6 protein-coding genes are annotated in these 13047 nt (G+C 45.7%); 4 read left to right on the top strand and 2 right to left on the bottom strand.

Annotation, left to right across the window (positions count from 1 at the left end):
- Positions 1-103 precede the first annotated feature (103 nt).
- Positions 104-1138 (bottom strand): hypothetical protein, encoded by a 1035-nt coding sequence (locus AC3A8L_RS14070; protein ID WP_487962901.1) that lies wholly within the window; start codon positions 1136-1138, stop codon positions 104-106.
- A gap of 14 nt (positions 1139-1152) precedes the next feature.
- Positions 1153-3522 (bottom strand): hypothetical protein, encoded by a 2370-nt coding sequence (locus tag AC3A8L_RS14075; protein ID WP_487962902.1) that lies wholly within the window; start codon positions 3520-3522, stop codon positions 1153-1155.
- Between the two features lie 1194 nt (positions 3523-4716).
- Between AC3A8L_RS14075 and AC3A8L_RS14080 the strand changes: the two genes are divergently transcribed.
- The 4 genes from AC3A8L_RS14080 to AC3A8L_RS14095 all read left to right on the top strand — a co-directional run bounded on the left by AC3A8L_RS14080 (position 4717) and on the right by AC3A8L_RS14095 (position 12791).
- Positions 4717-6411, top strand: a complete 1695-nt coding sequence (locus AC3A8L_RS14080) for a DUF1592 domain-containing protein (protein WP_487962903.1) — start codon at positions 4717-4719, stop codon at positions 6409-6411.
- A complete protein-coding gene (locus AC3A8L_RS14085; protein WP_487962904.1) occupies positions 6411-7847 on the top strand; it encodes a DUF1552 domain-containing protein in 1437 nt (478 codons plus the stop codon). The genes AC3A8L_RS14080 and AC3A8L_RS14085 overlap by 1 nt, the downstream gene beginning before the upstream one ends.
- Before the next feature lie 497 nt (positions 7848-8344).
- On the top strand, positions 8345-9175 hold the full coding sequence (locus tag AC3A8L_RS14090) for a helix-turn-helix transcriptional regulator (protein ID WP_487962905.1): 831 nt from the start codon (positions 8345-8347) through the stop codon (positions 9173-9175).
- Positions 9176-9569: 394 nt separating this feature from the next.
- Positions 9570-12791, top strand: coding sequence for a discoidin domain-containing protein (locus tag AC3A8L_RS14095; protein ID WP_487962906.1), 3222 nt, complete (start codon positions 9570-9572; stop codon positions 12789-12791).
- The last annotated feature ends 256 nt before the right edge of the window (positions 12792-13047 follow it).

Here is a 13047-nt window from a genome sequence, read left to right on the forward strand (position 1 = left end):
CTATTACGCCATATTTTCGCCTCGTCAAGCAAGCACCCCAAAACCCAAATTCCAGAAACTTATTCCGTGCATGCCCCTTAGCTTCATGGCTTTTAATTAGAAACTAATGTATCGAGGCATAATACTTACCCGCGCGAATTCCATAATCAGAATAAAAATCAGCCATGGGCTCTGCAATTTCCGCCAATGTTGAGGTCATCATTTTTTCGTAACCCGCCAATTCAAGACTAACCCCGGCAGGGTGCGACAAGCAGCGCGCAATACAAGCCACAGCCTGTATTGCTGATTTAATTTGCAGCGTTGCCCCCAAACCACAGGCCGGATCTAAACGGCAAAATGTAGACCCAATCAAAAAAACAGGATTAGCCAACGCCTCATACGGCTCAAGGCAAAATGGCCTTTTGTACCAACGTGCGTTAACAGCATTGTGGGGGATGGAGGCACCCACAATGGGAGCAGCCCAATGTGTTTTACAACCATTGCCCTCTTTATCATAGGCAGTCCAGCACCAACCATTGTCATTACTCTGGAAAAATACCGCGTGCTTGTGGTCAGTATTTTTGCTACTACGTGTTCTTTCCAGCCACAAATCATCGCTCAAATAAGTGCGCGCGTGCTGTGAAAACGGGCTGTGCGCCCCTTGGGCATTAATAACCCAACGACACAAAATCGGCTCTGATAACGTACTACTCGAAAGCTGTAAACAATGCCTATCGAAAGAGACAACAGCATCGTTCGAATTAATAATTGTGGCCCGTTGCGCAGCTTTCTCCAATAACTCCAATAGCTCCAACAATAAGGTTTTCAATTCGCCAACTGAAAACTGAAAACCACTTCCCAGCATTTTATCAAAAGGCGTATAAATACCGTTGCGGTGTATACCCCAAAAACGTCCACGCTGCACACGCTCTACATCTTGCGGGGCGAGTATGTGTGCAAGGCACCTTGCGCCTTCCGGCGACAAAGAATCAAAATCGGTTGGCTCAACCGCACACGGTTTAGCCAAATTGCTTCGCAACCACACAACACGCAAGCCCTGCTCGATTGCCGCTAAAACGGCCACATAAGCACCAAGCGAATCACCTAGCACCGCTAAATCATAATCACCGTTTTTTATTTTTCGTTTAAATGGCCACATGATGAAATTAACGTTTAGTTTAACCTTAGAGGAATAACACTATTATCTTCGTCATTGTGCGTAGCAATAATGCATAGCAACTCATCAATTGGTTGAATACGCCGCTTTAGCTCATCAGTACCTTTATTACGCTTAGCATATTTAGCAAAAAGGTATAGGTAACAACCCGTTGGAGTTTTTAGCTCATGCAGCTCTGGATTAATGCCCCATAAAACTTCCGGTAAATTGATGCAATCGCGCAAAGACGTCAACGGCGGAACCACAACAAAACTCACCAACCAAGAATGCCCCGTATTCCAACACTCTAATATCGCTTTAATGTCACCGTAGGCCGATAAGCGTCGATCAGCTTCGTACCGCCCAATATTACGTAATTTAGTAAAATCAACTTTATCAGCCTGATAATTAGTAACGTAGTCAGAACGTTCAATAGAGGCATAATTAACCACCCACTGATTATTATCACGCGTAATAAAAGGACCGTATTCGCCATCCCACCCGGCAGCAGCTGAAACAGCCGGGTCTTGGCGCAGGCCCAACGCCGAAGTCGGATAAATGCCTAGCTCCTCATCGGTTAGCGTTAATGCCGTACCCTTTGTACGCCGAAATGTCCGCGCCGCATCCGGCGATGCCGCAGGCCACATACCATTTGCCGCCGCACACAATTTAACGTCCTCTAAAAACGGAGACCCTAATCCAGAGGTATGATAATAAGGCGGCGAAAAATACGATTCACGGCTATAGGTAACATCCCAACCCGGCGCAAAAATATCCGATGCCTCATCCGTCATATAATGCGTATTGTTGTATTCTTTACTCGGACCTAATCTTTCCCCCTCTCTAGCGGCTACGGTAATGGCCGTTACCGTTTGCTCACTGGGTGAAAATATAGGCTCTCCTGTTACCGGGTCAGACAAGCGAAGATTCACCGCCAAGCGGCCTTCGCACAAGGCTCGCGGGCCACCTACGGCAAATAATTTTTCGTGTTGATAGATATCAATATTGCCCACGCGCGGCATAAAATCGGGCGCCGTCATCAGTGAATATGCCGGTTTAGCCTGTACCATTTGAGGTTTAAATCCAACTATTTCGGCCTTTACAAAGCCTTCGGCAATAGGGTCTTCGTACAATATGGCGGAATAGCCGCCTTGTGACAATTTTGCTTTAAAGCAACCCGGCTTTAATAAATTCAGATCCTCAATAAGCCCCTCTTGATTTAACACATGCCGAATATTGGTAAATTCACCACTTTCGCGAGGCGATAAAAAAACACGTTTGTCCGATTTAAATAAGCTAAGTAAAAAATTTAAAGCCAAATCTAAACCGGCCATCCAAATCGATTGCCCGACTCGCAAGGTGGTATAACGACGATTATTGTATGACAGATTAATTTTTCCCAGCCACTGATTTAGCCTTCTCGAATGCTCTTTGGGAACGACAAACGTAACGATAGAATCACCCTGCTTCGCCATGCGGCACATTTCCTGGGGGTTGCGCCATACAGTTACCCCCCCGGCGTACTCACTCGTAGCCGCAATATCGTCTCTATCACTGCGGTAATAAAATGGCGCTTGTTGAAGATCAAACTCACCGTCTAACGGCAGCTTACCGCGCGAGATCATTCTTTGGAGCTTATCGCTTTGATGATAATGCGAAAAGTTAAGCTGAATCGCCTCGCCCCCTAACAGCATGCCATCAAACAGTTTTAGCACCGGCACATAAAAAACACGACACTCGTCGCCAGAATGCGCTTTGCCCTGAATAGCCGTATTACCGCCCAATGCTTCCCGGCACAAAAAAACACCGTAGCGCGCGGGCTGCACTCGTGTTCCGCCACTTGAGTCGTTTGGCGTGGTATTAAAACACCGCCTTTGCGGTGAGTATTCCGGGGCATGCGTACCCACCCGACCAACGCCCGTACGGGAAAAAACAAGATCGGCATGGACTTGATGAGGCGTACGCTGGCTCACGCGATACTCGTAAGCCATCACAACAGGGGTTAAACCCGATAGCATTGTGTGAACTTGCGCAGACTCCAGTGCAGAGTATTTCTGGGCATAAATATAATTTTCGAGAGAGTCTATATCCTCTAGTGCAGGCCAGAATGTAATGCTCTCAGCGACAATACCTGGGTGCATTAAAGCGTGATAGAGCAAACTCAGTGATGGGTCACCGGGCTCAATCGCACGCTCGCCTTTAAGTGAGAACTCTTCAAAACCTTCAACACTGCGATCTACACCAAGGGGGTCTAAGCAGGTCTCATACGATACAGGCCAGCCATGGCAGGCAAATATAGGAAGCCAACCACCTTCAGCCAGTCGAACCAAAAAACCACTAAACCAATCACTCTGCGTACCCATCCACTCACCCCCAATGTATGCCATGCTTTTATATGCCAGCCATTGTAGAACCGGTTAACGGCTTTACCAATACCTGCATTCATATTTCAGCCATTAGTATTAGATATTGAAAGCTTCTGAAGATAGTTATTTTTGAGTGACAGCGAAGATGCCCGGCATTGCTTACAAGAACATATCCATATATAGGGGATCGACGTTGCCGAAAGCGGCGTGCTGGAAGCAAGTTATTAGAACAACGCATCGAGGTAGGAACCTCTTATTAGGCATTACATCCTTATAGGAATATACGTTATTGGGTAATGCATCGGGGCAGGAAACGCTTTGGTAGGCATTGCAGGAGCATAATGTCGAGGAGCTGAGCTATTATTCTCTCTCATTATCTCTCATTCATTAATTACCTCGTATCACCTCGCCCCTTACATATCTTTTATTTCGCCAACCGCTAAAAAATAAAATCAGCTTAAAAAAACATCAAGAACTAATAATAGAAAAATAAAATTGGCGTTTATCTCACTAACAAATAGATCAAAAAACTATAACAATTAGTAAAAACCTAAAATAACAACCATTTTCTCACCAAACAGACCTATCACAACACAGAACAAAAAATATTAAATTACTCCTTTAATTTCAACACCTTACATATTGATAAAAGAAAAATAAAACCAAAATCGTCGATTAAAAAAATTTTCCATCCTAAAAATTTAATGTTTTTAACTAACATTTGGATCAACCTCGATAAAAGCCTTCCCCTTCAAATGCAGAGCAGTAAAATAACCTTATTAAACAGGCATTAATCCCCAGATTTAATCAATGGAATTTTTCGCCGAAAACAATGACTCCACGCGAAGTATAAAGAAATAACAACCGCTTTTATCCCAAAAAAATAAATAAGACCGAAAAATCATAAATCGAGAACCAGCTCATACTTTTATAAAAATAAACACCAGTATCGGACGCTGTTTGCTTTAACTTAATCACATAAAAATGATTAGGGACGAGGCAATAATAGTTTATCCAATTAGGCGAAGAGATCGGCTTTCTTATCGAGGCGCTTAAAGGGGCGCATGCCGGGGCATGTAACGCTTTGAGCAACGAAGGTAAGGATGTCGAGATCAAGCATTAGTGGATTAAATATTGTTTCCTCGTCCCTTAATATCAGCTCAACCCACCTCAGCTCGGCGGCTAACGCCTTCCGTAAAAATCATGAGACCACTTATGAACGAAGCTTCCCGTACGAATATGCACAAGACTTCATGTCGAGTCGCCCTCATTTTTACAAGCCTAATTCTGGCGGCTTGTGTTGGCGCGCCACCCGACAATAGCAGTAGCGCACCCAGCAGCACTGCCAGTAGTAGCAGCGCGCCCGACAACCGAGAAAAGGTCAGCCGTCCAGGTTTGGCGGCACGCCTTAGCAAATTTGAATACCAAAACAGCGTACTGGATGTATTGGGGGTTGAGCTGCTACCCGAAGAGCTGGACGACTCAGCCGGCGGCATTCCTGACGATTCCGGTGATGGCGTGTTCAAGCACTTAGCCGACAACCAAACCAGTGTCGAACAGCACACCCTCGCCTATTTTCATGCCGCCGAAGGCATTACCAGCCGCGTAAACATTCCCCAACTACTCCAACTTAACGGCGTATGCCTACAAGCGACCCGCAACTGCGGTACCGCGCTTATCAATACACTGGGCCGCAAACTCTATCGCCGCCCACTGGATACGCCCGAAACAGACGCAATGTTAGCCGTTTACCAAGCCGCCCTGGATGAGCAATCGGATTACCAAGAAGCCGCGCGCTGGACCTTAATGGCCCTACTCCAATCGCCGCAATTTTTATTTAGAATGAACAACGAGCTTGTGGGAGTCGCCAACCAACCGCGCCAACTGGACGCCTATGAGCTGGCTGCTCGCCTTGCTGCATTTTTGTGGGTAAGCGTTCCAGACGAAAGCCTTTTACAAGCCGCAGCAAATAACAGCCTACTGCAAGAAAGCGGACTAAAAACACAGCTAGCCCGCATGCTAGCCGACCCAAAAGCTCGCCGCTTCACAGCAGTTTTCGCAACCGATTTCAGCCGAGCTCGCTTTGCTTCTTTTGAGGGTGCAACCGACGCCGATCGAATAGCACTGAATGAATCTATAGTCGCCAGTTTTCAAGATCACTTCTGGACCCAACAAGCCGGTATAGCCGATCTATTCACCACCACTCGATTCATTGTTAACCCCACCGTAGCCAACCTATTGGGAATAGAGATTGGTGGAGCGGCGCTTCAAGCCGTAGACGTATCCGACCTACCCGAGCGCGTAGGGCTAATGTCCCACCCAGGTATGATTGCTGGCATGGGTGACCGCGTAGTGGGCTCTTTTGTTAACCGCGGCAAGTATTTAATGGAGCGCCTACTGTGCGAACATCCCATCGATGTTCCCCCCGCCTTTTCTGCCCTTATCGATCAATTTACTGCCGACACTACGGGCTTTAACGAGCATGAGCGCGCCGAGATTCGCATGACACGCCCAGAGTGCTGGGGTTGTCACCAACAATTCGAGCCGCTGGCTTTTGGCTTTTCCCGCTTTGATGGTGCCGGACGCTATATAGGCGAAAGGGACGACCAAGACAAACCCCTTCCCCTCGACGGCTGGGTGCCCACGCAAGAAGCCGATGAACCGCGCTATGTGGATGTCGACAGCTACATGCAAATTCTTGCGACCAACCCTGTCATTCAAACTTGCATGACCGAGCACTTTATCGACTTTGCCACCTCACGAATCGGCGACAGTAAAGGTAAAAAAGAGGCCGAGCATGTTGGCCGCGAGTATATCGCCAGCGGATCCACCCTCACGGCCATGGTCGATGCCGTTGTACGCAGTTCTTTATTCCAAACCATAACTTCTTCACCCCGGGGTACACAATAATGAGAAAGATCCTCTCTCGCCGCACATTATTGCAAGGCGCAGGCGCCGCCATTAGCCTACCTTTTTTCGAAGAAATGTGGCCGCGTGCTGCCATCGCGCAAGAAGCTGCGCCGCCCATGCGACTTCTCACAATGTTTTTTGGCTTGGGCGTAGCGCGCGACGAAGCGGTTAAAGAGTTCAATGGGCCTCTTGCACCGTATCAACCCCTCGCCGACAAAATGGCTTTTTTTACCAACCTAGACGTAAAACAAGCGCATACGTTTGGCTCTGGCGAGCCCCACTTTAAAGTTGGCGATGTGATTTTTGTTGGCGACCCACAAAAACGTGAATATGAAGCCTCTGGCCCATCAATTGAGCAACTCGTTAAAAAGGAACTCCACCCCAACGGTGTCCCTACTAAACTGGGCTCAAAATCGGTAGGCATGTGGTTTCGCTCGGGCTCTGTTTCGCAATATACCCGGCACTGGAACCATGATGGCAGCCCAGGCGAACGGCCAGAACGTCGCCCAACCCGTATATTTGAAGAAATGTTTGGTGATGGAAACCCAGCATCCGCTGGCGAACCCGACCTAGCCGCAATTCGAAAACAACACCTTAAACGCAGCGTTTTAGATTCAATTGTTGGGGAATATAAGCGTTATACCGGAGACAATTCGCCACTCGGTGCCGACTCCAAAGCCAAGCTTTCTGTTCACCTTGATAATATTCGCAATGTTGAAAAACGCTTAGCGCCACTAGAGGCTGCACTTGATGACGCTATCGCTCAAGAATGCAAAAACTTCAGCACCGTTGTAGACCCCGACGGTATTCCTTACGATCTACCGCAAGGTGGCTCTGGTGGCAGCGCGCCCATCATTGCGCACGAAGATTTACTCGAAGCCTTTAAACTGCAAGGCGAACTCATGGCCCTTGCACTGCGTTGCGATGTTTTACGTTTTGGCAGCATGCTTTTTGTCGGCTCTGGCGGGCATGTTGGTCTTCGCGGCACCTACAACAGCAATGTGGGCACACTTGAATTCAACAAAGATTTACCCGGCACCAGTGCGCACGACGCCTACTTCCACAAAAATCGGTGGGACAAATGCAAAGTGCACGCGCATTATTGCCAAACCGCTTTAGCCAGCGCACTCATCGCAATGGACAACCCCGACTACCTAGAATCAAACGGAAAAACCGTACTCGACAACAGCCTCGTCATTCTAGGCACAGACTACGGTGGTGGCGGCTCGACCATTGGCCATCAACCGGAAGGCGTCTTCCATGCCATTGCTGGCGGTAACGGCCATTTCAAACCAGGCTTTTACGACAACCAGCACAATGTGATCGACGTGTACGAAGCAGCACTTAAACCCTACAACCTATCCACCGGCATGGGCACTGGCCGCCACAACAGCTTCCGCTATACCCCAAGAAATATTAACGGGCTACACGTTTAAACAGCCGTATATTCGTTAGGCTTAGGGGCGTGCATGAAATAACTTCCCGTTTTTGAATTCCTGGGTGCACGCTTGCCTTCGTTAAAAATATTTGCAATAGCCAGCTATTACGCCATATTTTCGCCTCGCCAAGCGTGCACCCACAAAACCAAATTCCAGCAACTTATTTAATGCACGCCCCTTACCCATCAAGTTAAATGTTGATGGGTAAGCCTTTTTTAAAAGCAGTATTAAAGAGTAATCATTAATCGACCCGCCCCTACTCACCATGGAACGGCTCTACATTACGGCGACCACCCAGTGATTTAGATACAAGAATCACCAAGGCTTCCACCACCAATCAGGGTTTATTTTGTGAAAAATTATTCAGAAAACCTATAAAACTGAAAAATTAGTTTTCCGCATCCTCTGCAGCCTCACTTCAACCATCTTATTGACGCTACAAAACAATCCAGAAAAATATATTTCCATAGCACTATCAATACAGGAACATATTGATGTATTTAAAAAATCCTCCTAAAAATTGGATTAATGATTTATCGGGCCATTCAAAAAACGCTAACAGTAAAAACTTATTGGATCGAATTGAAGGCCCAAGCAATTTTATTCCACTGATTAGCGCGTGCCAAAACATTGAAGACCTGCAGGTAATTACCGCCAGCCTAAGAGATTATTTTGGCTTTGATATTGCTACTTTCGGCCAACTTGCTATTAAGGAGAAACAAGCCGCCGGCTATATTCTAGCGAGTGATGAGTCCCCATGGAGTAAAGCACTACAATGGATTGACTACTACAAAAAAAATATTTTTGCGCACGATCCAGCGCTTACGTGGGGGCAAGAACGATCAACCCCAATTATCATCAATGATATCCATAAAAAAAATAATCTAACGCCTTATACCACAAGCATGCTCAATGCGATGGTCGATTTTAACGTGAGTCAAAGCATATTAATTCCCGTTCGTGCATCAGCGCAGCATCACTTTGTTGTCAGGCTCACAAGTTTGGGACAAAAAACCATGACGGAAAGAGACCTTAATCATCATCTACCACTTATCACCCTGATATGCTTGCATTTATCCGAAGCTTTTTCGCGACTATTCACTGCGCCCGCCATGGCAGAGAAGCCCCCCAAACTTACAAAAAAAGAGCTAATGATATTAGGTTTGGTAGCCGAAGGTAAAAATACAAACCAAATGGCCGGCATACTTAACATCTCAGAAAACACTATTTTGTTTCACATGAAAAACATTCATAAAAAACTTAATGTGCAGACCCGCCAACATGCCATAACTAAAGCCTTATCGCTGGGTTTAATCAATTTATAGCTCTGTCCAAGCACTATAAACGGGCATAAAAACCGACACTTAACATCATACTAGCGCCAAACACTACAAGATCTTGTAGTACTTCCTATCGTATAGCCACTATAAAATGCGAACAAATCCACATTTCTATGCCCACGGTTAAGTTCATTAACAGCAACCGCTTTTCTTGGATTGATTGATCTTTATGGAATTTTTCTTTTAGGTCAAACCCTTCATCTAAAGCATATTTTTATGGATTTTGGATAAAAAAGTATTCACACAATCACTTTTTGTCATTGTTTTATTTATATATGGTTGCGATTAACTTGAGACTGATTTTTAGAAAGAGTTAGCTAAATGTAATCGCTATGATAATTATTTTTTAATTTTAAGGATGGAGTTTTAATAGATGGTCTTGGATAAGTTATTAACTAAAAAACGTTTATTTTTGTGTGCGACGGCAAGTATTTTTGTTTTGGGGAGCATGGCCGCTAGTGCAGATACCACATTTGTGGTCAACTCTACCGCGGATGATTCGGATATTTCGCCTGGCGATGGAGTTTGCCAAACTTCCGCCAGTGTTTGTACTCTGCGAGCGGCAATAGAGGAGGCAAACGGTTTAGCTGGGGAGGATACTGTGGAAATCCCGGGCGGGATTTATCATACCGATCTTATTTACATTAACGATGATATAAATATCATCGGTGGAAATGGAACGATATTGGAAGGTCAAAGTGCCGTGGGTGACCAGGCTTCTTGGTTGTTTGACGTACGTCCAAGCGTCAATAATGTTACCTCGAACGTGACTATTTCTAAGTTAACTATTCAGAATTTTAGGGACGATTCTGGCGCGGGAGCGCAATCTGCTGTTACTAGTCGAAGTGGCAGCATCACGAAGCTAATAGATGTGGTGGTTACCAATAATTATTGTAGCCTCAATGGTGGCGGTGTAAGTAACTCCGGCAAGATGTACATTACAAATAGCGAAATTTCTCATAATTCGACTCGAGCAAATGCATTAGGTGCGAATGGCCGTGGTGGGGGTATTTTTAATACTGGCACAATCGAAATATCTGGGAGTTTAATTTATGCGAATTTCGCGGGTAAGGGCGGCGGCCTAATCATGAATGGCGGCCAAGCGAAGGTTTCGAATACAACTTTTTCGGAGAACACTTCATTAGCCGAAGGTGGTGGTATAGGTGTTGTGTATGGGCGTGTAGATATCGTTCATTCTACCATCACAAAAAATAAAACCGCCTTAGGTGGCGAAGCTGTAAGGCGACATGGCGGTGGAATATATGCTGGTGCAATATCCGGACGAACTACCGCGCTTAACATCTCTAACTCTATTGTTGCGGATAACGTTGGTAGTGGGTATTTGCAAAGTGATTCCGTTGATTGCTACAAGCACCCAGACGCATCACTGATTTCTTATGGTAATAATATTATTGGCGAACTTACCAATGACTGTGACATTGTCAATTATGAAAATGGGGATTTGACCGACATACTTTATGGATCTTCGTCAAATCCACTTGATCCTAAACTATCAGAGGAGCTGGTAAGCCTAGCAGGAGAGCCAGCAAGTTACCCGTTGCTGGAAGGTAGTCCTGCTTTGGATGCGGTAGTCGCGGAACTACCGACGCAACACAGCGAATTTCGATGTACCTATTCAGACCAGCGCGGCGTGCGTCGCATGGCTGAATCTGTATATGGTGGCGAGGCTGTTTGTGATATTGGTGCCTACGAAGAACGATTACAAACAACACTTATTGAAGCTGAAGATGCTGATTTATCGGGCGCGTTAGTTTCGGGCGTATGCTATGAAGGCAGCGGCGGCCAGTGTGTGAGTGCTTACGGGCAAAGCTTTAACAACTATGCTGGCGCCAATGACAGTAATCGAATGATGTTTTCAGCTTACGTAGACAAAGCCGGTTATTACAGTCTTGATGCTTGGGTTCAAGCGGCGTCTTTGGTCGATGATTCTTTTTATGTGAGTATTGATGGCGAAGAGCCGTTTATTTGGGACACTGAGGTTTCTGGTGCTGAAATAAAACAGCAACGTATTGTTCCTCGACAGGGCGCTACCCCCAATCCGCAAACGGATTATGGGTATTACTTCCTAGGGAAAGGCAGTCACACCATCGAGTTTTTTTTACGTGAAGGTGGCACGGTATTGGATCGTATTGCGATAACCCAGGCGGCCTCACAGTTTGGGGGTTTATTGGATGGGGTTATGTCAGCCTCATCTGAACACGTTACCGCTTTTTCGAATACTAGTTTTAAATTCTATTCGGCCTCATATGCGAATGACCAGCAACAACACACTGAGTGGCGTAGCCACAAAGACGAAGGCGGGAGCGCCTGGATTGAGTTGAGCTTGCAGGAGCCACACGTTATTAATACCGTGGTTTTAGATTGGTCTGCCGGCTACCATGCGGCAACGTATGATATACAAGTCTCAAATGACGGCTTTAATTGGCAAACGGTGTACTCCTCTGGACCCTTTAGTTACGGCGGCCAACACAAAATCGCACTAAGTGGAACTGGAAAGTATATTCGAATGCAAGGAATATCATTTTCCATATGGTCATCTAACTTTGGGCTTAAAGATTTCCGAGTTTATGGCACGCCCTTGGCTGAGCCTGCGGAATTTGACATGCTTTTTGATGAGATTGATCAAAACTTCTTCCCTTATGCCTCTGGCACCATCAATAATGTATTTTTAAAGCAAGGGCAAAATAGCTTTACTATTGATTTGGATAGTTTATTTACCGACCCCGATGGTGAAAGCCTTAATTTCAATAAGGATGGCAGCAACAGAGATTCGCCAAACGTCAGTTTCACTGATGCATCGAGAAAAACGATTCGTATCGAACCTACCGAGATTGGTACGGAAACTTTTGAGATTATTGCCAGCGACTCTTCCGGGGAAGAAGCCGTGCTAACTTTTGAGGTGACAGTACTAGCTCAAAATACGGCTCCAACGGTTGTGAATCCTATTGCGGATAGGGTGATGTATTTGGGGCAGCCCTGCCAAACAATTGATATGGATACGGTATTTAAAGATAACGATAATTCCAGCCTGACTTACAACAATAATACTAACTCGCTAAACGGAAACTTCTTGGGCGGCCCTTCAAAATTCGAAATTTGCACAAATAGAATAGGTGAAGATACTTTTGACATTACAGCAACCGATGCTGAAGGTGCCGAAGCCGTAAATTCCTTTACCGTTCGCGTAGAGGGTGAAACCAGCGAAGTACAACCCGAGCAAATGACGGCGTTGAATGCGACGATCGATAATAATCATTCGGGTTATACTGGCGCCGGGTTTTTAAATACTGAAAATGCCGTAGACACTTGGTTTGAAATACCAATAGTCGTTACGAATACTGGCAGTAAAGTTGTAGATATATACTATGCAAATGGCTCTACAGCTCGGCCATTGAACATTTATCTAAACGGCGAATACGCAACCACTATCGATTTACCCGGTACCGGTTCGTGGTCGAATTGGTCATCGGCATTCACCGCAATTGAGGTGTTGGAACCCGGCTTCCATATTTTACGATTTGAAGCGACAACGGCAGGTGGTGCTCCGAATATCGATAAAATCGAGATGGGATCCTTATAGTGGCTCTATCGTGAAGACTACCTACCGAGGTAATCTTCATATTCTTTGACATGCAGGGCTAACCCTTTAACAAGAATCGAATGCTGTTAAGCATTCGATTCTTGTTAAGTCTTTTGTAAGGGGGTCAAAAAACAAAATGGAACACCCTCAAAGCATTGATGAGCCAAACTTACATGGCACCCACAAGCATTACCCCTAAAAACCAGCCCTTTCAAGGTGAAATAAAAACCATCGTGGATTAATTTTCAGCAAAAAG

The sequence above is a fragment of the Marinagarivorans sp. genome, assembly GCF_982758155.1.

Excerpts from the sequence above, each read along its gene's own strand:
- AC3A8L_RS14070 (WP_487962901.1), bottom strand. The coding sequence starts at position 1,138 with ATGTGGCCATTTAAACGAAAAATAAAAAACGGTGATTATGATTTAGCG.
- AC3A8L_RS14080 (WP_487962903.1), top strand. The coding sequence starts at position 4,717 with ATGAACGAAGCTTCCCGTACGAATATGCACAAGACTTCATGTCGAGTC.
- AC3A8L_RS14090 (WP_487962905.1), top strand. The coding sequence starts at position 8,345 with ATGTATTTAAAAAATCCTCCTAAAAATTGGATTAATGATTTATCGGGC.
- AC3A8L_RS14085 (WP_487962904.1), top strand. The coding sequence starts at position 6,411 with ATGAGAAAGATCCTCTCTCGCCGCACATTATTGCAAGGCGCAGGCGCC.
- AC3A8L_RS14075 (WP_487962902.1), bottom strand. The coding sequence starts at position 3,522 with ATGGCATACATTGGGGGTGAGTGGATGGGTACGCAGAGTGATTGGTTT.